This is a genomic window from Streptomyces sp. NPDC030814 (assembly GCF_055572155.1).
On the sequence record NZ_JBVIDX010000028.1, the window covers coordinates 19228 to 40226 of the forward strand.

Sequence of the window (20999 nt, forward strand, 5' to 3'; positions counted from 1 at the left end):
CTCTGCAGGGTGGTGCGATCCGGATCGGTGGAAAGCTGTGGGGTGGCGTTTCGGCGCCTTCACCGCGTCCCCGAGTTGTCATCAGCAGCTCGGGGGCCGGTGGAAACCGTCGAACGGCTCGTTTGCGCAGGTCACTGCTCCGGGCGGTATCCGCCGGCGATGAGCGCGACGGCCTCCTGGCGGTACTTGGAGGCGGTGTCGGTGGACGACACGTCGAGTTCGCGCTGGACGTCGGCGATCGTGACGACCCGGCACAGCTCGCGGTGAATCTCGTAGGCGTCCAGGCCGACGAACACCGCGTCGGCCGCGAGCGCCATGCGCGCGACCTTGCGGACCGCCCGCTCGCGCGGTGTCAGCTTCGCGGCGTCCTCGATTTCGACCGCGCGCCGCTCGACTTCGGCGGCGGCGAGCCGCCTTTCGGCAGCGGCGTACTCGGTTTCGGCTTCACGCTCGCGGGCCGCCTGAGTGTTCGCGTCTGCGGTCGCCTTGCGCTCGTTCTCCTCCGCCGCGAGCCGGTCGGCTTCGGCGGCACGGCGGCGGGTTTCGGCAGCGGCCCTCTCCGTTTCGGCGGCGACCCGATCGGCTTCGGCAGCACGCTGCCGGGCCTCCGCGATCTCCGCCGTCTCGATGGCCTGAGCCTCCGCCGCGGCGACCCGGTCGGCCTCCGCCGCGAGCCTCCGCTTCTCCGCCGCCTGCCGCTCCAGCTCCGCTGCGCGGACGTCCGCGGCGGCCTTGGCCTCGCGCTCCTGGGCCTCCTTGCGCTCCGCCTCCGCCGCACGGGCGCGGGCTTCGGCGATGACGGCCGTCTCCAGCGCGGCCTCCTCCAGCTCAGCGGCCCGCTCAGCGGCGCTGACCTGGGCTCGGGCGTGCGCGCGGGCCTGGCCGGTCTCGCCCTCCACCCGGGCGCGGACGGCCTCGAGCTGGCCCTGCGCCTCCAGCCGGTCGGCTTCGGCCTTCTTGCGCGCGAGCTCCCGGCGCGTCTCCGCGTCCAGGCGCCGGCGCTCGGCTTCCTCCGCCCGGGCCTCAGCAGCACGTTCCTGCTCTTCAGGCATCGCGAGGGCCTGCGCGACGGTATAGCCGTGGGCGGCCATCTTCATCGGCAGCAGTTCGTCCTCGGTCGCCTTGCCGAGGTCGCCGTCGTACTTGCGCTTGAGCCACTGCTCATACCCGATGAGCTCCTGCTGGCGCCGGACCATCTCCGGGTAGGAGGTGACGTTGTGCAGCCGCATCCGGCGGTAGAACCGCGGCGTGGCGACGGGGGAGAGGATCCAGCGGTGCAGCGGAATCCGGTCGGTGACCGTTCCCGCCTCCAGCCTGGCCTTTTGGATGATCAGGCGGCGGGCGGCCTCCACACCGATCACGAACAGGATCGGCATGACGCCGTGGCTGGCGGCCTGCACCGGGTCGGTACCGATGTGGCCCTGTGAGCTGGCGTTGAACCAGATCGTCGCGCCCGTCATGGCGTGCGCAGCCATGCGCAGGAGCGGCCACGGGGTGCCCTTGCGGATCAAGTACAGATCCAGCGCGAGGAACGCGATGATGCTGGCGTCGACGCCGACCGGGAACCAAGGGGCCAGTTCCTTGCTGAACCCCCAGCTCAGGGCGACCTTGGCCAGGGTGCTGTAGGACATCGCGAAGCCGATGACGCCGACCAGCGTGCCGCCGAACGCGGCGACGAGAGACAGGGCGGTCATCAGCCGGTCACGGGTGGGCTTGATCGTCTTCCGCTTGTCCGGGCTCGAAACGCCCCGGCCCATACCCGAAAACTTCTCGGGTGCGCCCGAAACGAGGCCCGAGGGGTGCGAAGCGGGGGCGTCGGGAGCCGCGCTCTGCGGCATGTCAGTGATCGTCATGGGGGCCTCCGGAAGGGGTCGTTCAGGGCGTGCGCGAAACGGTGGGGGCTGCTCCCGAAACGCGGCGGCGCATTCCCGAAGCGGCGGTCGGTGCGGTCGGTTGATCACGAAACTGGCACCGGCTGTACCCGCTCCGGGCGCACCAAAAGGCCAGCCGCCCGTGGTGCGGGCGGCCGGTCCGGGGGAGCGCAGGGGGCGGGCTCGAAACTGTCCGTGGCTCCCGCCCGGTGGGAGCGAAACGGGACTGTCCCTCCCCGCACCGCCCGACCCGGGCCGCCGTGTTGGTGGCGGACAGTGCGGGCGGATCAGGCAGCCGTCAGGCCGTGACCGCGAGGGGGCGGTGCGGGGCGATGGCCCGGCCGTCGGGGAGCAGGTCGCCGGTGTCGTCAAAGACCACGACGGCGTTGCACAGCAGGCTCCAGCCCTGCTTCGGGTGGGCGGCCACGACGTGCGCGGCCTCCGCGTCGGAGCTGTCGGCGGTCGGGCACTTCGGCGTGTGCGTGCACAGCGAGTCCGGCAGTCGGATGGTCCCGGCGGTCGTCGCGGTGTCGAGCTGGGTGCTGCGCTGCATGGGCTCTCCTGGTGAGGGGAAGCGAGCCCGAGGCTTTCCCGGGCTGGAGGCGTGCGAAAGGCCGGCCGCCCGTAGCGTGGGCGGCCGTTCGGTGGCGGTTCCGCAGGGCGGGCAGCGAGTTGCCCGCCGCTTCCGTCCGGCGGGACTCAGGCGGAGGCAGCGGCGCGCTCGCGGGCCGCGCGGCGCTTGAGGGAGCGGCGTTCCTTCTCGGACAGCCCGCCCCACACGCCCGCGGCCTCGCCCCGCTCCAGCGCGCCCTGGAGGCAACTCCCGATCAGCGGGCAGCGACGGCAGACGGCCTTGGCCTCCTCGATCTGGAGCAGCGCCGGGCCGGTGTCGCCGATCGGGAAGAACAGCTCGGGGTCCTCATCGACGCAGGCCGCACGGGGCCGCTCGATCGCGTCGGTGGAGACCGGCGCGTAAGCGTAGCTGCGTACGAGAGCAACGGACACTCGCATCTTCATTTGTGCCTCCTGGCAGGTCTGTGTGCGAGCCAGCCCCGGGGCGGTATCCCCGGGGCTGGCTCATGTGTTGGCGTCGGGCTGAACTACCTGGCGTTGATGCGGCAGCGGATCTGCTTGCCGACCGGCGAGGGCGCGATGTCCCAGCCGGGCGCAAGCATGTCCAGCAGGCCCAGGCCGCGCCCGGACTCCGCGTTGTCGCTGTCCATCGCCACCGCGCTGCGGCGCGGCAGCAGATCGCCGGCGGGATCGTGCACGTTCACCTGGACGCTGCGCCCGGTGACGTACACCTCGACGACCAGCGGCACGTGATCACCGCAGGCCCGCACGGCGTTGCCGAGCAGCTCGGAGACGAGCCACTCAGCGGTGTCGGCGGTCGCCTGGCCGGCCCCGTACGCCTTCAGCACCGACGCGGTCAGACCCCGCACCGTGCTGAAGACGGACTCGGAGGCCGTGATGTGAGCGACGATGCCGCGGTCGCGGTGCTGGACGTACAGGCCGGGAACGCAGGACGGAAGCTCCGGCCGCTGCGAACGGCGCTGGTCGTCCATGCGGGCCCGGCGCAACATGTCGTCCATGTCCGGGCTGCTGTCTCCCCGTGCACCGGGAGGCGCGGGAGATGTCATGATGGGACTCAAGGTTTTTCCTCTCACGGAGTGACCTGCTGAACGGCCCTGGGGCGGAATCCCGGGGCCGCTCGTTTTGGCTGGTCGTACGAGCAGCCACGGCCCCGGCCGACCCGAGGTGATCGGGTCGGCCGGGGCCGTGGTCGTTCGTCGTGCAGTCCTACCGGGTGAGCTGCTCTTCCTGCGTCGCCAGGAGAGTGATCGCGCTCATCAGGTCGGCGCGCTCCCAGTCGGTGAGCTGCGGGGCGTCGGCCTTGCGCGGGTTGAGCGTCTGGATCAGCGCGGCCAGGGTGTCGCGGACGCGCCGGAGGTCGGCGTCGGCGACCGACTCCGAGAGGTTCTGCCACTGCTGCTCGTGCAGCAGGCGCAGGCCCCACGCGCGGCGGTCGTTCCAGTCCTCGCGGTCCATCTGTGCCTTGCGGCGGGCGGGGGCGAGGCGCTTGGTGTGCGCGGCGAGCTGGGCGAGGCGGCGGCCGTCCGTGCACCGGGAGGTGAGGTCGGCGGCGCGCAGGATGTTGCCCTTGTCGTCCTTGATGGAGCAGGTGGAGCAGCCGCGGACGTGGGCTTCGTCCAGCTTGCGGGCCGTCTTGTCGTCGACGGTGCCGCCGACGATCTGCATGACGGCGGGGGTCGAACCGGTCTTCGGCTTGCGGATCACGCGGGTGGAGCGTCGGCCGGCGGTCTGAGTGAGGCCCTCTTCCAGCCGCCGGAACCACTGGTCGACGGTGAGGTTGATGGTGACCAGGCGGTGGCTGCCGAGGCAGCGGACCGGGTCTTCGGTGCCGGCCTTCTCCGTGTGGTGGGGGACCAGCTTGGGCCGCGCGCTGTGCGGCGCGTTAATCGGCACCCAGGTGCGGCAGGTGGGGCAGACCAGCGTGGAGTACGCGAGGTCGACTTCGTGCGGCTTGAGGCTGGAGACGACCAGTGAGGGAAGCGTGCTGATGGCGCGGGACCGGGCTCGGCGCGGACGCTTCTGAGCGGTGAGATCGCGGGTTCGCGTAGGCATGAGGCCTCCTTCTAAGAAGTGACAGGAGTGCATCGCAGGTGCTGTCTCCGCCCTCCAGGCCGCACGGCGAACCGGCGTCCTGAAGGACAGACAACGCATCAGCGCTGCGGGGTGGTACTCGCTGCAGACCATGGGCGGAGGAGTTAGAGGTGCCTCGGGCTCCGGCCACCGAGGTGGCTAGGGCTTTGGACTCCGGCCACCGAAGTGGCGATCTGCAGCGGTGGTGCTGATAGGGACCGAGGTTCCGGCTCCCCCATCCGGCGTCGGGCTTACACCGATTCCGGGTGGGGGAGCCGGGTCCGCAGGGGACCCAACTGGGGAGTTCACAACCTCGGTACCGAGGTTGCATCTCCAGTAGAGCTCTCCTCGGTACCGATGTCAATAACATCGGTACCGAGGCTGTACCATGTACGGGCTCTTCCCAGCGTGTTCCACCCGTCCCGCGAGGTACCTCGGTAACCAGCGGCCCTAGGATCGATACCGAGGTTGGGAGACAGATGACGGATGAGACGAGCGCGCAGCTCACCAAGGCTCAGCAGATCGCTGCTGAGCTCAAAGCAGCGATCAAAGGTGGGGACTACGGCCCTGGCGATCGCCTGCCGGGAGAAAGCGCACTGGCCGCGCAACACAGCGTCTCCGACCTCACCGCCCGCAGGGCGCTGAAGATCCTGCGAACCGAGGGCCTGATCGAGACCAAAAAGGGAGCCGCGGCCCGCGTCATCTCGTTCCAGCCCATCCGTCGTCGCGGCATTCAGCGACTCGCCCGTGACCAGTGGGAGAGCGGGAAAACGGTCTGGTCGGCGGACGACCACCGTGCTCCGGACGTCGACCAGATCAAGGTTCTGGAGGACGTGGCCGCGCCTCAGCACATCAGCGATGTCCTTGAGTTGGCGCCCGGCGAGACGGTCTGCGTCCGCAGTCGGCGGTATGTCATGGAAGGACGCCCGGTCATGGTGGCGGAGTCCTACCTTCCCCAGTCGCTTGTGGCAGGCTCGCCGATCACTCAAGCCGACACCGGCCCTGGCGGCATCTACGCCCGTCTGGCCGACCTTGGTCATGCCCCGGCTCGCTTCCGCGAAGAGATCCGCGTACGGATGCCCTCCGCTGAAGAAGCGGCCCGGCTGGCCATTCCTGCCGACCGGTCCGTCATCAAGCTGGCCCGTACGGCAATCGACTCCGAGGGGCGAGCGGTGGAGATCAACGAAATGACGATGGACTCCGCCGCGTACGTGCTCGACTACGAGTTCGACGCCTGATGTACCCGCTTCGTGACCCGGGCGCTGTGGGTTGCTACTCCCGCGTAGGGAGCCAACCCACAGTGCCCGGCGCGCACGAAGCCGATCGCAAGAGGCCACGGAACTCACCGGTCCCGCCGGTGAGACGGGACCAGCAATGCCTTAAGGATCAAGCCAGTCACGCTGGTGCTGGCCACGGTGGTGACGATGTCGCGGATCACCACCAGCAGAACCGTTACGACCAATCCGTCGGTCAGAATGACCGCGACGCGTATGACCACCGTGCCGCGGCGGTGTCCGCGCTGCCGGGTTCCTGCCATGACTCTCGAGCAGGTGCAGTCATGTGTCGACCTCGCGCCGGTGGGCGTGAGATCGATGTTGCGGCCATGCGCGTCGGCTACACGGTGCCCCGTGTCGTGGGCATGCCGAAGCTCGTTCATCTCACCCTCCTGGAGCCGAAGTTGGGGATCCCAGCTGGCTTAGCCGGTACTCCAGGTGTAGGCGTGATCTTGGGTGACTTCTACGGTTGCCCTGTATCCGTCCTGCGGATACAGGGACTTGGATACATAGAGGGGGCCCAACGTGGGTCAGAGGCCGAAGGTGCTGACGCCGGACCAGTCTCCCCAGCACCGCCTTGGCTACATGATCCGACAGCTGCGTGAGGCGCGGGGGCTGTCCATGCGGGAATTCGCCGCGAGGACGTTCGTTTCGCACTCCAAGGTGCAGCGTTGGGAGAACGGGGCCCGCCCACCTCAGGACCGGAGTGAGGTGGAGCTCATCGACCGAACGCTTGGTGCTGGTGGGCTTCTGATCGAGCTGTGGCGGGAGATCGACCGAGGTGTATCCGAGCCCACTCATGTATCCGGTTCGGCGTCCCATGTATCCGATACACCGGTGAGCCTGGCCACGGCCCTTTCGCACACGGCACCGTCGGACAGTGAGGGGATCTTCGTCCCTGCACGTCTCGACGATGGAACGGTGGTGCTCGTGGCACTCGATCGACGCGCGCTTTTGCGCGCCGGGGTGGGGGTCGGTGCAGCTGCGGTTGCCGGCATGGGGAGGCCAGCAGCTTCAGCAATCAGCGCCTCCGAAGATCCTTTCGGGTTTGCGAGAACCGCCACCGAAAACTGGTCGGGCCTTCAACTGTCCCGCCCGACCCCTGACTTCGGAGTCGACTGGCACGCCCTCATCCCAGGAGGCCGTTCCATGCTCGGCTCCCAACTCTCACTCCAGGTCCACCCCGCGCGCATCGAGGGAAGCCGAGTGATCGTGTCTGTACCCGACCAGCGGCGGGCTGAGGAATTCCTGACGCGGCCGAATCGCAGCCTGCTGGTCGGGGCCGTCAACGCCGAGGGGGTCTCACGGTTCTACGCTCTGGACGGACGATCGGCGCGCAGCAAGCTCGCGAAGAACGGCGGCGTGTACGAAGTCGCCGCGCCCACGGCATACGAACTGGATGACCTCACCTACGGCATTCTGTGGGCCGTCAGCAACTATGACGACGCGCTCCAGGCCGATGACCAGCCTCTTGCCGAGACCCGCAGCGATCTCAAGGCCTACGAGCGGCTGTCTGCCTCTGCGGTCAGCCGGGAAGCTGCACCCGGGTTGAACACGGTCGCCCACATGTGGCTGGGCTCAGACTTCTGCGCTCGCCACATCCTCCGGGCGCTGCCGGATCTGCCAGCGCTGCCCGCGTTCTGGACGAGGGAACAGCGCGGTGAGGAGGCCAGCGCCTGGCTGATTTTCGATCACAAGTACCCGTACCTGCGGGAAACCGCGAAGGCGCTCGGCAGCACGAGCACCCGGGCGTTCTGCATCCCGGAAGAAGTGGTCCGCTCGTCTCCGAGGTACGAGCGGATCCTGCTGTTCCTGGCCGTGGCATTGATGGAATCGCTCGGGATCCACGCACAGTTCACGTCCGATCCTGCGTACGAGAGCGTTGAGGGTTTCGTGGTCTCGCCCGACAAGGAAGCGGTGATCGCGAACTGGGTGAGGGGCGACGGGATGTGGCACGTCGACGTGACCGCCCGGTCCTCGGTCGTCCGCGAGTTCACGACCGCGGCGCGCGACGTTGACGCGGACTCGCTCACCGCGGCGCCGACGGCTGCCGGACGGCTGCATGCTCTGGCGCAGTACCTCGATCTGCCGTGGTCCTGGTTGATCCAGCGGTGCGGCCAGCTCGCCCGGTACAGATCGTCCGGGCTGATCCAGTCCCGCAGCCGGCTGGTCTCCGCGGCTGGCATCGACGCCGCTTGCGCGTACGTGGCCTCTCTTCCGGCCGATCACTGATCCCGCACCATCACCTGCTTGTTCACGAAGGGGAAAGAGGCCATGACCGACAACGTCCGGCGCGTCGCAGTGATCTCGCTCGGCGGCACGATTGCGATGACCGCGCAGACCGACGGCGGCGCGACGCCGACGCTGTCGGCCGACGACCTGATCGCCGCGGTACCGGGGCTCGCTGACACCGGCATCCATGTGGAGGTACGTGACTTCCGCCGTCTGCCCGGCGCGTCGCTGTCCTTCTCCGACCTGTTCGAACTCGCCACGACGATCGAGACGCTCGCGCTCGACGGCGTGGTCGTCACCCAGGGGACGGACACGATCGAGGAGACCGCGTACCTGCTGGATCTCGTCACCACGGTCGACATGCCGATCGTGGTCACCGGCGCCATGCGCAACGCAAGCATGGCGGGAGCGGACGGTCCCGCGAACGTGCTGGCCGCGATCCGCACCGCGGCCAGCACCGAAGCACGGGGCACAGGCTGTGTGGTGGTGTTCGGGGAGGAGATCCACGCTGCCCGCTGGGTCCGCAAGACCCACGCCACGAGCCCCACCGCCTTCACCTCGTACCCCGGTCCGATCGGCTACGTCGCGGAAGACCGCGTACGCATTCTGGCCCGCCCCGACGCGGCCCCAACGATTGTTCTCCCGAGCGCCACCGCTCCCGCCGTCCGCACCACCGTCTTCACGGTCGGAATCGGCGACGACGGGACGCTCCTCCAGGTCCTGGGTGACCACGTCGACGGCCTGGTCGTCGCTGCGTTCGGGGCCGGCCACGTCCCGATGGCCTGCGTGGACGCCCTCACCGACCTCGCAAAGCGCATGCCGGTCATCCTGGCCACCCGCACCGGATCCGGCCCCGTACTGCGGCAGACCTACGGCTTCCCCGGCTCCGAGTCGGACCTGCTCGCCCGCGGGCTGATCGCCGGCAGCACGCTGGACCCGGTCAAGGCGCGCATTCTGCTTCAGCTACTACTGATGGCCAGCGCCGACAGGGACCAGATCATCCAGGCCTTCAGCACCCTCTCGTAACCGACCCAACAGCCTCGGGATCCCATCTTGCGCAGCTACGAACTCACCACCGGCCGGACCTTCGGCGTGACTTTCGATCACGGAGACGACTTCTTTCCCACCCTCGCCAACTTCTGCCGCAGCAACAACGTACGGCACGGCTACATCCCTATGTTCATCGCCGGCTTCGCCGAAGCCGAGATCGTCGGCGCCTGCGAGAAGCTGGAGAACCCCGAGGCTCCCGTGTGGAGCAAGGTCCACCTGACCGGAGTGGAGGCCATGGGGTGCGGAACGCTCGCGTATGACGCTGAGACGGACTCGGTCTTGCCGCACATCCACACCTCGCTGGGGGAGAAGGCGCGATCGGCCACCGGTCACACAAGCCATCTGCTCAGCGCCCGCGTCCAGTTCCTTGTCGAGATGCTCGTAGTCGAAGTCACCGCCCCGGTGATGACCCGGCCCAAGAACCCCGATCTCTACGACGTACCCCTACTGACCTTCGACGCGTGACGGCCGCCTGAGGAGATCACCTGTGACGTATCCGATCCGCATCCTCGGCAATCAGGTCGTCCTGCGCGAGTTCACCCTCGAGGACGTCGACGACGTCCTGGCAATCATCGGAGACGACAAGGTCACGACGTGGCTGTCCTTCGACAGCCGTAACCGGGACCAGGCCGTCGCCATGATCGAGGGCACGATCGAGCGCGCTCGCCATGAGCCACGGACCGAGTTCTACCTCGGAGTGACCAAGCGCGACGACGACCGCGTGATCGGATTCGCGCGGATCGGGCTCAGCGGCGTCCAGGCCGGGAAGCTCGGATACGCCATCGCGGCAAAGGACTGGGGCCGCGGCTACGCCACGGACGCGGCCCGCACTCTGGTCACGTACGCGTTCAAGGAGCTCGGTCTCCACCGGGTCACCGCCGCGATCGGCCCGGACAACGCCACCTCGATCGCCGTGGTGCAGCACCTCGGGTTCATACACGAGGGCGTGCTGAGAGATCACGTCTTCACCAATGGGTCTTGGCGCGACAGTGTGCTGTACTCCGTGCTCACGCAAGAGTGGAGCTGGTGAATGGCAGAGGGCGCGCACAACGAGAGCCACGATGCCGGACTGGTGTACGTGATCGGCTCTCCTGGCTCACAAACAGTGAAGATCGGCCTGAGCAGGAACCCCGCCAAGCGCCTGTGGTTCCTCCAGGTCGGGTCCCCTGACGAGCTGCGCCTCCTTGCCACGTTCGAAGGCGGCCAGAAACTAGAGGCAGCACTGCACCGCTACTTCGCCGCATTTCACAGGCGCGGCGAGTGGTATGAGCTTGGCGCCGATCCGATAGAGGCTGTGCGGGCCGCCGTGAACCTCGGTGTCCCTGGCCTGCTTTCTGGTAACCCAAGGTACGGCCTTGGGGCCGCCCGATCCCAATCCCTCAACGTTGCGTTGCAGGCATCCACGCGCCGAGCGCCGGACTGGGACGTTCGGTTTCCGCCCATGCAGGCCTCGCGCGCCCAGGCAATTCTCGCAGCGCTCGGCGTCTCGGCTTCCACCCCTGAAGGTGTGCAGGATCAGCAGGAACCATCAACCAGTCCTCCCGCGCGGGATCTCCCAGTCCTGAAGAGACTCCCGAAGTGGCGACAGATCGCTGACGAGATCGCCGGCCAGATCCACCGCGGCATCTACGCGCCAGGCGATCGCCTTCCGTCTGTTCAGGATCAGGTCATGGAGGGGAAGGGTGCGACGGCAACCGTCCACAGGGCTTACCAAGCGTTGGAAGCCGAGGGTCTCGTGCGCACTGCTCAGGGGAGCGGCACAACAGTCCTGGGAAGACGACGCCCCATCCCGCCTGAAGGGAGGTAGGAAGAGGTGGTTGCCCGCCCCGCGGGATTCGCAGGCGACTACACGCAAAGCCTCTTTGATCTGGGGATGAGTTCTGCTGGAATCAGGGGAACTTGGCCACTGACCAGGGCGTTTCCCTGCGTGGATGTTCTTCATTTCAGGAAGGAGGGTGCCGTACTTGACTGTCCGACAGCAAACGCTGGGCGCTGCGACACGTGAGCCCCTGAGGCCCGTATCGGGGAGGCAGAGGAGTATCGTGTCTCCGAGCTTGATCAAAATGAAAATGGCCCCCGCGACCTTGAGCAAGTCGAGGGGGCGGGCCACTGGACCTTGTAGTGGGGGTCCTCGGCCTGCCGACCACCCGTATCAGCGAGTCCAGGTGATCGACATGCATCAGGGTACCCGTACCCTGCCCCAGACACACAGCACCCCGCCGTGGTGCCAGCAGCGCGTGAGCGACCGCTGGCCCTTCGGCGGGGCGTTTGTGCTGTTCGAGCCCACCCCGGTTCGCCCCTCGAATGAGGGGGTCGGGATGACGTAGGTCTCTGGGGGCGGCGCCTGCACTGCAGGTCTTCTGGCCGCCCCGGGCCTGGCCCGGTGATTGCCCGTCACCAGTTCCAGCGCCCATCTGCTCTCCGTGAGGTTGCCGCCTCTTGGAGGAGCTGCTCGTCCCGGTTGCCGCCGGCTGCGAGCGGTTCGATTTTCGTTCGTTTCCCTCGAACGCGAAGCTCCCGACTGGGAGTTTCGTTGTGCCCGCCTTCAAAGAAGGAGGACGTCGTCATTTTGCACGACTGCTCGGGCTTTCGCCAGCCCACATACACCCCTTTTACCCCTGTTTGGGGGCCTGTGAAGTCATGCCTTGACCGATTTCACAGCCCGATTCGTTCCGTAAGTCCCGTCGTTCGTCACGTGTTTCGAGCTGCGACGCAACACCGAGCCCATGTCCAGCCCTCAGTAGTCCACAGTGCGGCCGCCGATCGCCGGACTCTGTCCACAGCCCGGCCGGATGACGCTCGCCTGATGATCTTTTCTGGTGTGTCGTTCGGGGCGGGTCGATGAGCGGGGTCGCGGCGTCGGCCGCTGCCCTGGATGCGACAGCGCCGGTTCGGCGGCAGCGGGTGCGGGTGCCGATGCGTCTGATGTGGTCGGCGGCGTACGCGGATGTCGCGTTGTCGGTGTACGTGAAGGTGAAGGCGCTCGGGATGCGTCCGGAGGGGTGCCAGGCGAAGGCGTCGACGATCGCCTCGTATCTAGGGATGTCGGTGGCGTCGGTGGAGCGGGGGATGACGCAGCTGTGCCGTCCGGGTCCGGACGGTGTGGTGGAGCTGGTCTCGGAGCGTCGGACGTTGCCGGGCGGTATGGGCACGTCGGCGGTGCGGACGGTGCGGGCGATGTCCCGTACGGAGGCGTTCGTGTGGGTGCCGGTGGCGGCCGCGGAGGACCTCACGCCCCGGCAGTTGCGCGCGTTCGCGTTGATCGCGTATGCGCAGGCTCGGGGGATCGCGCTGACGGAGGCGGAGCTGGCGGCCGGCTTGCTCCACCACTCGGGCAAGAGGGCGGGTCAGCCGATCTCGGTGACGGCGGCGTCGGCGGTTGTGGACGCGGTGGAGGCGGCGCGCTGGGTGACGGTGCAGCGGCGTGTGGGGGCGCAGGGGCGCAACCGGTACGTCGCGCACGACATCGCCCCGGAGGCCCGTCCGGATGGTGGCTGCGCGGCGGTCGCCGGGGTTGCTGAGGCGGCTGTGACCAGTGGTTCTGAGGAGTCGGCTAGTTCCCAAGTTGGTGAGGGATCGGGTTCGCCGGTTGGTGAGGGATCCCTCGCGAATGAGGAATCACTTAGGACTGACTCACCGGATGACGAGCGCGCGTTCTTCTCACCCGCCATAGGCGAGGTACCGGTAGTTGAGGGCGCTGGGGCTGGGGAAATCCCGGCTGACGCTGCTGCGCGTACGGAAGCCGGTGGTGGTCTCGCGCTTCGCGCGGGTGGAAACAGCCAGCCCTCCCTCTCGAAGCCGGAAACGGAAAAGCGCAGCAGCAGGGGCGGGGGGGCTGCGCGGTCGTCGTACGACGGACCGCAGCTGGCCATGAGCCCGCACATCTACGCCGTGCTGGAGCCGGTGCACCTGCTGCTGGAGCGGGTGACCAGCGACTTCGTCGCCCGGCAGATCGCCCGTGAGGTGGGCCGCCAGTTGCGCGAGGGCACCGACGCCGAACGCCTGCACCACAGGCTGACCGCCCGGTTCGCCAAGGTGATGCTCTCGGAGATCCGCGACCCGGGCCGGTGGCTCCTCGGGGTGGCCCTGCCGCGCTGGGGCTGCGGCTACCAGGACTGCGAGGCGGGCGTGCTGTGGTCGACCGGCAAGGACTGCGAGGTGTGTGCCGAGATCGTCGAGGACAAGGCCGCCGCCCGGCGCCGTGCCCAGCGCATCGAGCAGGGCCTGTGCCCCGAGCACGGCACCCGCCCCGGCCCGGGCGGCCGCTGCGTCGACTGCGTGCTGGACGACGCGGCCCGCAACCTGGAGCCGGCCCCGGTCCCGGCGCAGCGCGAGCCGGAGGGTCCGCCGCGCGGTTCCTGCGGGGACTGCGGCGCCCGGATCGTCGTGATCGGCCGCGCCCTCGAGGACGGCCTGTGCAAACTCTGCCGTGAGGAGGCCGCCCTGCTGGGCACCACCCCCGTACCCGCGCAGACCGCCCCGGCGGGGCGGGAGACCTGTTCCGGGCGGGACGGAGACGTGCCGTGCGGACGCAAGCCCCTGCCGTCGCGCAGCGTCTGCGGTATCCACCGCGTCCAGGAGCTGGCAGGGGAGGTCGCGTGATGACCGAGACTCCGAAGCTCAGTGGCGTCGACCTGGCCCGCGTCGCACTGCGCGCCGCCAAGGTGGCGGCACAGAAGAACGGCGGCGGCCGTACGGCGCAGCCGAAGACTCGCACGGCGTCGGTGGTCCGGCGCGGCGGGCGCGAGCCGATGGGGCTCGGTGCCGCGATCGGCGCGCTGGTGACCGAGCGGGCCTGGGAGCTCCCGGCCGCCGGTGCGACGCTGCGGGAACGCTGGGCGGCCATCGCCCCCGAGCTCGCCGGGCACGTCGTGGCCGTTGGGTACGACGCCGACTCCGGCCGGCTCACCGTGTGCCCGGAGTCGGCGGCCTGGGCGACGAAGGCCCGGCTGGAGCAGGCCCGCATCATCGCGGCCGCCAACGAGTCGGCAGGCCGGACGGTCGTCCGGTCCCTGCGGATCCTGGCGCCCGGCGCGGTGCCGGTGCCCGAGCCGGCCGATACCGGCCCGGAGCCGGCGGCCGCGGCTGCCGGGCCGCCGCGTACCCGGGAGACCGCCTCGGACGGCCTCCGCCGCGCGCTCGCCGCGCACCAGGAGGCGGCGCCGCCGTCACGGGTGGACCCGCACATCGCGGAAGCGGTGGAGCGGCAGACCGCTGCGATGCGGGAGCTGTCCCGCCGCGCGTTCCCCGAGCCCGACGTCGTGTCGGACGATGCGTCGGCTTCGATCGAGCAGGTCCGTGCCGAGCGCCGTTGTCAGGCCGACGTCTCCCGCGCCGCGGCCCTGCGCCGGGCCCGCGCGGAGAAGGCCGGAACGCTGCCCAGCAAAGACGTGCCCCAGTCGTTGAGTAGAACGGCATGACCAGCAGAACGGAGACGGATATGACGGATCAGGTGGCGGCATCGCCCTCGCGTACGGGGCCCTCTGGTTGGTGAACGCCCCTGGTGACACGATGAGTTGGCACGATCGGCGAGACGTGATGGGAGCGTTTGTGCAGGCTGACAGGCGGCGGATCCAGACGGCGGTGCTGAGCAGTGCGGAGTCGGAGGAGCCGCTGATGCTGCCGATGGAGGCCATCGAGCTGGACGTGTTCCGCCACCGCTACGAGGGCGAGACCTTCTGGTGCGGGACTTTGCTCGGTGGCTGCGGTGGTCAGTTGACCACGAAGTTGTACACATGCGGAACGACGTCCACGCACGCGTGCCCCCCGGTCGGACGTCCCAGTGGGAGCACGGTGCCGTCCGTCAGCGGGGGAGGACCCAGACCGGACAGCAGGTCGGTGGAGCGGCTGCCGAGGACCGGCTCGACGTTCACGCCGCCGGAGACGGCGAGATAGCCGCGTACACCCGCGCGGGCGGCCCCGATGTCCAGCAGCGCGCACACGGACCGCGCCTGTCATTTCGCCCATCACCCGGATCCGGACGGGCAACCGCATGTGTGCGGGCGCCGCGCCCGCGGCGTGAACAGCGCGGATCACCTGTATGTGCGGTCGGCGGCCGCGGCCTGGCTCGCCGGCCACGGCGAGGAGGCGAGCTTCGAGTACACCGGCCCGGCCGGGGCACCGCTCGGCTCCGTCGTCGACATCCGCTGGCCGCGCGGCGCGCTGCGGGTGCACCTGGACCAGACGGTGGCGCCGGTATGGGACGACGGTCTGGAGCCGGTGCTCGGCCTGGGCGTCCCGGTCGACCGGGACACGCTGATCCGGCGTTGGTACGTGCACCGGATCCGCCTGGACAGCGAGGGCACGAGCAGGCGGGTGCGGATCGGTACCGAGGCGCCCGCCGGACCGAGTCCATCGCCCTGGCGGAGTCGGTGTGCCGCGAGATACCGGATCTCGCCGGCGTGAGCCCGCGGCTGCAGAAGCAGCTGGATGCCGCCCTGCGCTCCGGCCTTCTCTGGATCGAGAAGGAAGTCGAGGCCCGCAGGGAGCTGTTCGCCCGCCTGGAACAGGCGGTGGCTGAGAAGCGGGCCGGGAAGGTCAAGAAGATGCTGCGGCATGCCAAGGCGGCCGCCAAAGACGCCTGTTCCGAGGAGGAGAGCCGCGTGATCGACGCGGCTGACGGCTGCCTCACCGCCATCGCGGCGGCCAGGAGCAAGCGCCTGAACACCCTCCTCGACGACCTTGACCAGCTTCCCCCCGACCCGGACCCGGACGTACTGCGGATCAAGGTCCGTGAGCTGCTTCGGGCAGCGGCCGAGGCCGGCAGTATCGGGCCGCATCGTCAGGCGAAGGTCGAGGCTTGGAGGGGGCGGGTACGTCGCACCGCAGGCCCTCTCCAGCCCGGACAGGAGAAGCGGCTTCCGCAGCTCCATCGGCAGGTAACCCGAAAGAGGTGGCTGGAGAGGCGCTGCCCGCGCTGCGGGGCGGACAGCGGCCAGCAATGCGCCGTCGACACTATGCCGGGTGAGATGCGGCGGGTGCCGCACGACGAGCGGCTTGAAGCCGATCATCGACGAACGCAAGGAACAGCAACGGTTGCGGCGGTCGTGGCGGGTGTACGAGGTGACCTGCCCTGACTGCGGCCAGGAACCCGAGCAGCGGTGCACCACGTTGGGCGGCCCGCACCGCTCACGGGTCGAACTGGCCAAGGAATACACCCGCTTGAAGAAGGCTCACTCGTAGCCAAGCCGGATGCCGAGTGCGCTCTGCCCGCCGGATCCCACCAGGCGGGGCAGGACATCCTTAAGGCACTCGCGCCCACACCATCACCCACCCGTCGGCGCTGGCGGAGACGAGCCGGGTCCGGCCGTGGACCTCGGTGAACATTGCCACCGCGTTCACTGGGCGGTTGTGGCCGGTCAGCTCGTATAGCAGGGTGCGGGCCTCGGGATCCCACACCCGCAACGACCCACGGCCGTCGCCGGAAACTATCCGGGTCCGGCCGTCGGCCCCGGCCCACGCTGCCACCGCCGTCGCCCCGTAGGCGTGGCCGATCAGCTCGTACAGCAGGGTGCCGGTCTCGGCGTCCCACACCTGCAGCGAATCCTCGTAGCGGCCCCCGGAGACGATCCGTGTTTGGCCGTCGGCCCCGGCGAACCCCGCCACCGCCATCGCCTTCTCCACCTCCGTGTCGGGGCGGCCGGTCAGCTCCTGCAGCGCAGTGCCGGTCTCGGCGTCCCATACCCGCACCGACCCGATGCCGTCGGCGGAGACGATCCGGGGCTGGCCGTCGGCCTCGGCGAACACCGCCACTGCCACCGCCCCCCAGGGGTGGTCGGCCAGCTCCTGCAGCGCAGTGCCGGTCTCGGCGTCCCACACCCGCACCAACGCGTCGCGGCCGGCGGAGACGATCCGGGTCGGCCCGGCGGCCCCGGCGAACACCGCCACCGCCCACACCCCGTAGTAGTGACCGGTCAGTTCCTGCATCAGGGTGCCGGTCTCGGCGTCCCACACCAGCACCGAGGCATAACGGCCGGTCCCGCCGGCCCACTCCGGCACTGCCGACCCGTCGTCGCCGGCGGAGACGATCCGGGTTCGGCCGTCGGCCCCGGCGAACACCGCCACCGCCCGCACCGCCCCGTTGTGGCCGACCAGCTTGTGCTGCAAGGTGCCGGTCTCGGCGTCCCACACCCGCACCAACGCGCCATGGCAGCCGGTGACGATCCGGGTTCGGCCGTCGGCCCCGGCGAACACCGCCACCGCGTTGACCGACTCGATTTGTTGGCCGGGCACGGTGATGCCGGGCCGGATTGCGGTATCCGCATGCCAGGGCCAGCTGCGGTGGTCGGTGATCAGGGTGTCGGCCAGGGAGTGGGCTCGCATTCTGCGGGCCCATACGTGCAGCCACCAGGCCCGTTGGTCATGGCTCCAACCGGGCCAGTCTTCGGTCGCGGCGGCTTCCAGCGCGGCAGCGGCCGCACGCGGTTCGCCGGACAGGGTGTCCCGGTGATGCAGGATCCGTTCGGGTGGGCAGGCCAGCAGGAATCCGGGATCAGCCATCAACCGATCGAGGGTCCCGCCGGCGGCGGCGTGGTCGGGCAGGTAATGGCGGGTGTAGTCGTCGATGTCGGACCAGTCCTGGGCGCTGGCCGGAAAGCCGGCGCTCTGCGGTAGAAGGCTGCCGGTGATGCGTTGTTGATCACGCTGATACAGCCCGCGTTCGCGCCGGCGGGCGAGCAGGTCGTCGGTCAACGCCTGGTGGAATAACCGGTAGTGCACGCTGCCGTCGCCGCTGATGGTGGACAGCAGGTAGTCCGCGCCGGGCGAGTCCAGCAGGGTATCGAACGCGACGGCGTCGACCGGGTAGCCCAGCGCCGTAGCGAAACCAAGCCAACGGTCCTGGTCCAGTCCACTGCCTGCGGCATAGGCGAGCGTGGTCAGCAGGCCCATGACCACCTGTTTACGGGCGCCGAGCCCGTCGGTGTACTTGGTGATGGCCTCATCCACAGTGGCGGGGATCTGGGCTACGTCGAAGCCGGGCACGGCCGGGTCGAGGACCTTGTCGTGGCTGGTCGCATTGAGCGCAGCGACCAGGTAATTGCTGCCGGGCTGTTGATGGCTGCTACTGGCCCGCCCCGCGATCACCTCGGCCAGCCGGTCGGCGACTTCGGGTTGGGCCTGATACGGGCTGGGTCGGCCGGTAGTTTCGTCGGTCAGGATCGCGACGATGAACTGGCGCAGCCCGTCGGGGTCGAGGTAGCCGGGAGTGTCCAGGTCGACCAGGTTGTCGCTGTCCGGGCCGGTCACGCGCAGCTGGTGTAGCAGCGTTTCCGGCCGGTACCGGTCACCGGCGGTCAAGGGGCGGGTCGCGACCGCGACCCGTAGCCGCGGCAGCCGGGCCAGGTCCGCCAGCAGGCTGGCGATCCGCGGGACCTGGCCCTCGGCCGCCTCGTCGAGCGCGTCGAGGGCGACGACCAGCCGTGACGGCACCCCCGGATCGGTCTTGAGGATGTCGTACAGCTCGCTGGCCGAGACGCTGTCGTCGATCCCGACCGCCACAGCGACACCCTCGACGAGTGTGTCGAAGGTGAGGCCCCGGGCGTGGACCGCCACCCCCGGCACCCGGGTGGTCTTCTCCAGGTCCAGCACCACCCGGGTCAGCACCGCGGACTTCCCTGCCCCCGGTTGTCCGGTGATCACCAGCGGTCGGTCCGGCGGCTGATCCTGCTGCAGCCAGCCCGTGACCGCCTCCAACGCGGTCTGGCGGCCCCGGAACCGGTCGCCACCCTGCACGCGGCCCTGGTAGCCCTGCGATCGTGCGGTGAAATGCCCCCGCGGATCATCCGGCCCGGCCATCACGAACCCCGGCCTCGGATCCTTGCCGGCCTCCTGCCACAGCTGCCAGACCCGTGCCTGCTGCTCTTGGGAGTCGCCACCGCCCAAGATGGCCAACGCCCCGGCCACCGCCTTCACATCGAGATCGTTCTGCGGGTACGTCGGCTCGCTGAGGATCCGACGGATCGTGTGGGTACTCCGAAGCCCAGGAAGATCCTCGTTCTCGTTCATCGCCTTGGCGATATCGCTCAGACGCGGCGTGCCCGCGCCCAGATACAGCCCGTACAACGTGTCCTTGAGGACCTTTAACGCGCCCGCGCGCACCTCAGGCCTGCTCACCAGTCGTTGCGACCCTCTCGTCGAGGCGGGTGGCTGCCGTTGCTCATCGCGACTCATCGCACAACAGCATCGGCCATCCCCGCTCACCAGCACAACGCGCAGCCCGCTCATCGCAACCGAAAATGCCTTCCACGGGTGCCCTCAAAGTAGGACAGACGAACCGCCGGCGCCGGCGACGCGAACTGTCCGACCTCACCAACTCAGGAGCGCCCGATGCCTGAACGTCATGAACGTCGCCGCCCCGACCATGGCCGGCTGACCGCCGCGGCCGTCACCGGACTGATCGCCGGCGCCGTGCGCGCCCTCGTCGATTGGCTGCTGCAGCACCTGCCCCACAGCTGAACACACCCTTCTGCAAGGACCACCGGAGATGTCCCCGCCGACGCGAGGGTGGCGGGGACAGGAAACCCCACGCCGCGCCAGCCAGGTTCACACGAGGGCCTGCGGCGATCAGGCGGAGTCCCCCCGTACCGGTGGTCCTTGTGCTTGAGGCGCTGCGCCGCGCGGACGCTCGAGCGCCACCGCGTCCGAGGGGCCTGGGCACAGGACTGTCCTGGCGTTCATGCCGAACCACCCCGAGGAAGGCGTCGGCACGCTGGCCCGGGTCCGCACCGACGGAGGCCCGGGCGGCGACGTCGTCTTCGAGCGGTCCGCAGAGCGGCCGATGGGGCTGTGGATCGTTCCGCTGCTCGGTCCCGACGCACCGCCGGCGGACAAACTCGAGGACTGCCTGCTGTGCCCCGGCTGCTATCGGCCCGTCTACGAGAACTCTTCCTCGCACACCCTGATCCGTGCCGGTCCGATGCCGGTGATCGGGCTATGCAGGCTGTGCGCCGAAGGCACCACCCTTCGCTCGCTGCGCCAGATGGACGTCCCGGTCGACCCGCAGCAGCGCGCCGTCCTGGAGACTGTGGCCGCCGCCCTGGTGTAGCTGGGCCGCCGACCCCGGGCAAGCCCCCTCGCGCGCAGGGCTTGCCCGGCGCGGCGTCAGCGGCTGACGGGTTCGGGGTAGCGCTCACGGCCCCGGTCCGGGTCGTCGATGCCGATCTCGTACCAGGGTTCGCCCCGCTGGAGCCGGGCAGGTTGTTCACCCATACCGCGACGGCGATGCCCTTCAGAAGCTGTGTCAGAACCGGTGATCTGTGACGTTCTGTCATAGGAGCTGGCTGTGCCGGTTCCTCGATCAGAACGTGCTGCGGTCGGATGCCGTGGGCGGGGCCATCTGGACGGAGGTCCACTCGCCGGTGGCGTGTGCTGGCGGCGAGCGGGGAGGCGTCCTTCATGCGACCTCCCCACCACAATCGCTCCCGACGACCCCGAAGCATGCCGTCCAGCTGGCCGACAGGCGGACCGACGAGCTTCGGTGTCGTCCCTGGCGCGTCAGCCTTGGAGTAGAAGAAAGGAAGAGCTTGAGCAGGAGATCGAGCAGCTCAGGCATGCGATCGAGACCCGGCCGGGTGATCGATTGAGCGCGAGGTGTGCTGATGGCCAGTTTCGGTTGTCAGGCCGAGGACGCATGGCAGATCCAGGTGGAGGCCTCCCAGAACGGCAACGTCAAGCTGCGGACGGTGACCGCGGCGGCGACCGGGCAGGAACCGATTCCCGCCGACCTGCAAGGCCATCTGCAGGCCGCTGTCCAGGTGTGGCGGTCGCGTGAACATGAGCCCGGGGCAGGCGGGTAGTCGTCCGCAGCCAGCAGGGAAGGGCCACAACGTCTGGGGAGGTCGAAGGGGCCTTTCCTGCCCAGAACCCGTCGGGCCGTCCGGGCTTTCACGTCTGAAGGCCCATGTATTAC

General features: G+C 69.3%; 21 protein-coding genes and 2 pseudogenes. 15 read left to right on the forward strand and 8 right to left on the reverse strand.

Translation table 11 applies throughout. From position 1 onward, the window contains the following. Nucleotides 1–131: 131 nt before the first annotated feature. The 5 genes from ACZ43N_RS36155 to ACZ43N_RS36175 form a co-directional block, all read right to left on the reverse strand. Nucleotides 132–1853 (reverse strand): DUF2637 domain-containing protein, encoded by a 1722-nt coding sequence (locus ACZ43N_RS36155; RefSeq protein WP_468103286.1) that lies wholly within the window; start codon nucleotides 1851–1853, stop codon nucleotides 132–134. A gap of 316 nt (nucleotides 1854–2169) precedes the next feature. Then, nucleotides 2170–2361: a DUF5999 family protein gene (locus ACZ43N_RS36160; protein WP_468103382.1), complete on the reverse strand. Its 192-nt coding sequence runs from the start codon at nucleotides 2359–2361 to the stop codon at nucleotides 2170–2172. Nucleotides 2362–2570: 209 nt separating this feature from the next. Then, nucleotides 2571–2882 (reverse strand): WhiB family transcriptional regulator, encoded by a 312-nt coding sequence (locus ACZ43N_RS36165; RefSeq protein WP_468103383.1) that lies wholly within the window; start codon nucleotides 2880–2882, stop codon nucleotides 2571–2573. 89 nt (nucleotides 2883–2971) lie between these two features. Further along, nucleotides 2972–3463 (reverse strand): ATP-binding protein, encoded by a 492-nt coding sequence (locus tag ACZ43N_RS36170; RefSeq protein WP_468103287.1) that lies wholly within the window; start codon nucleotides 3461–3463, stop codon nucleotides 2972–2974. A 208-nt stretch (nucleotides 3464–3671) separates the two neighbouring features. Then, nucleotides 3672–4517, reverse strand: a complete 846-nt coding sequence (locus ACZ43N_RS36175) for a hypothetical protein (RefSeq protein WP_468103288.1) — start codon at nucleotides 4515–4517, stop codon at nucleotides 3672–3674. A 497-nt stretch (nucleotides 4518–5014) separates the two neighbouring features. Here ACZ43N_RS36175 and ACZ43N_RS36180 point away from each other — a divergent pair, with 497 nt between their 5' ends. Continuing rightward, entirely contained in the window at nucleotides 5015–5773 is a 759-nt protein-coding gene (locus ACZ43N_RS36180) for a GntR family transcriptional regulator (RefSeq protein WP_468103289.1), read from the forward strand. 104 nt (nucleotides 5774–5877) lie between these two features. On the opposite strand, the gene ACZ43N_RS36185 is transcribed toward ACZ43N_RS36180, so the two are convergent. Further along, nucleotides 5878–6192 (reverse strand): hypothetical protein, encoded by a 315-nt coding sequence (locus ACZ43N_RS36185; RefSeq protein WP_468103290.1) that lies wholly within the window; start codon nucleotides 6190–6192, stop codon nucleotides 5878–5880. Between the two features lie 202 nt (nucleotides 6193–6394). On the opposite strand from ACZ43N_RS36185, the pseudogene ACZ43N_RS36190 reads away from it, so the two are divergent. From ACZ43N_RS36190 to ACZ43N_RS36225, 8 genes and pseudogenes are all read left to right on the forward strand, one after another. Continuing rightward, nucleotides 6395–6559: pseudogene (locus tag ACZ43N_RS36190) on the forward strand (helix-turn-helix domain-containing protein); the annotation flags it as partial. A gap of 87 nt (nucleotides 6560–6646) precedes the next feature. Next, nucleotides 6647–8041 carry a hypothetical protein gene (locus ACZ43N_RS36195; protein ID WP_468103385.1) on the forward strand — a complete coding sequence of 465 codons (1395 nt, stop codon included), beginning with the start codon at nucleotides 6647–6649 and terminating at the stop codon, nucleotides 8039–8041. Between the two features lie 42 nt (nucleotides 8042–8083). Next, complete coding sequence (locus ACZ43N_RS36200; protein WP_468103291.1) at nucleotides 8084–9067, forward strand: asparaginase; 984 nt, start codon at nucleotides 8084–8086, stop codon at nucleotides 9065–9067. 27 nt (nucleotides 9068–9094) lie between these two features. Continuing rightward, entirely contained in the window at nucleotides 9095–9556 is a 462-nt protein-coding gene (locus ACZ43N_RS36205) for a PPC domain-containing DNA-binding protein (RefSeq protein WP_468103292.1), read from the forward strand. Nucleotides 9557–9578: 22 nt separating this feature from the next. Beyond that, nucleotides 9579–10121 (forward strand): GNAT family N-acetyltransferase, encoded by a 543-nt coding sequence (locus ACZ43N_RS36210; RefSeq protein WP_468103293.1) that lies wholly within the window; start codon nucleotides 9579–9581, stop codon nucleotides 10119–10121. Then, nucleotides 10122–10898 (forward strand): GntR family transcriptional regulator, encoded by a 777-nt coding sequence (locus tag ACZ43N_RS36215; protein ID WP_468103294.1) that lies wholly within the window; start codon nucleotides 10122–10124, stop codon nucleotides 10896–10898. A 1109-nt stretch (nucleotides 10899–12007) separates the two neighbouring features. Further along, complete coding sequence (locus ACZ43N_RS36220; protein WP_468103295.1) at nucleotides 12008–13693, forward strand: hypothetical protein; 1686 nt, start codon at nucleotides 12008–12010, stop codon at nucleotides 13691–13693. Then, complete coding sequence (locus ACZ43N_RS36225) at nucleotides 13693–14511, forward strand: DciA family protein (protein WP_468103296.1); 819 nt, start codon at nucleotides 13693–13695, stop codon at nucleotides 14509–14511. Before ACZ43N_RS36220 ends, ACZ43N_RS36225 begins: the two co-directional genes overlap by 1 nt. A 318-nt stretch (nucleotides 14512–14829) precedes the next feature. Here ACZ43N_RS36225 and ACZ43N_RS36230 read toward each other — a convergent pair. Next, a pseudogene (locus tag ACZ43N_RS36230) lies at nucleotides 14830–15027 on the reverse strand (allophanate hydrolase subunit 2 family protein); the annotation flags it as partial. A gap of 82 nt (nucleotides 15028–15109) precedes the next feature. Here ACZ43N_RS36230 and ACZ43N_RS36235 point away from each other — a divergent pair. Genes ACZ43N_RS36235 through ACZ43N_RS36245 form a run of 3 tightly spaced genes read left to right on the forward strand, consistent with a single transcriptional unit; the run spans nucleotide 15110 to nucleotide 16273 of the window. Then, nucleotides 15110–15496: a hypothetical protein gene (locus ACZ43N_RS36235; RefSeq protein ID WP_468103297.1), complete on the forward strand. Its 387-nt coding sequence runs from the start codon at nucleotides 15110–15112 to the stop codon at nucleotides 15494–15496. Beyond that, nucleotides 15493–16167, forward strand: coding sequence for a zinc finger domain-containing protein (locus tag ACZ43N_RS36240; RefSeq protein WP_468103298.1), 675 nt, complete (start codon nucleotides 15493–15495; stop codon nucleotides 16165–16167). Before ACZ43N_RS36235 ends, ACZ43N_RS36240 begins: the two co-directional genes overlap by 4 nt. Continuing rightward, nucleotides 16154–16273 (forward strand): zinc finger domain-containing protein, encoded by a 120-nt coding sequence (locus ACZ43N_RS36245; RefSeq protein ID WP_468103299.1) that lies wholly within the window; start codon nucleotides 16154–16156, stop codon nucleotides 16271–16273. The genes ACZ43N_RS36240 and ACZ43N_RS36245 overlap by 14 nt, the downstream gene beginning before the upstream one ends. A 60-nt stretch (nucleotides 16274–16333) precedes the next feature. Here the strand turns inward: ACZ43N_RS36245 and ACZ43N_RS36250 are convergent, their stop codons facing one another. Continuing rightward, complete coding sequence (locus ACZ43N_RS36250) at nucleotides 16334–19204, reverse strand: WD40 repeat domain-containing protein (RefSeq protein WP_468103300.1); 2871 nt, start codon at nucleotides 19202–19204, stop codon at nucleotides 16334–16336. A gap of 213 nt (nucleotides 19205–19417) precedes the next feature. Between ACZ43N_RS36250 and ACZ43N_RS36255 the strand changes: the two genes are divergently transcribed. From ACZ43N_RS36255 to ACZ43N_RS36265, 3 genes are all read left to right on the forward strand, one after another. Next, nucleotides 19418–19546: a hypothetical protein gene (locus ACZ43N_RS36255; RefSeq protein ID WP_468103301.1), complete on the forward strand. Its 129-nt coding sequence runs from the start codon at nucleotides 19418–19420 to the stop codon at nucleotides 19544–19546. A gap of 220 nt (nucleotides 19547–19766) precedes the next feature. Next, nucleotides 19767–20135: a hypothetical protein gene (locus ACZ43N_RS36260; RefSeq protein ID WP_468103302.1), complete on the forward strand. Its 369-nt coding sequence runs from the start codon at nucleotides 19767–19769 to the stop codon at nucleotides 20133–20135. Nucleotides 20136–20688: 553 nt separating this feature from the next. After that, nucleotides 20689–20886 carry a hypothetical protein gene (locus ACZ43N_RS36265; protein WP_468103303.1) on the forward strand — a complete coding sequence of 66 codons (198 nt, stop codon included), beginning with the start codon at nucleotides 20689–20691 and terminating at the stop codon, nucleotides 20884–20886. The last annotated feature ends 113 nt before the right edge of the window (nucleotides 20887–20999 follow it).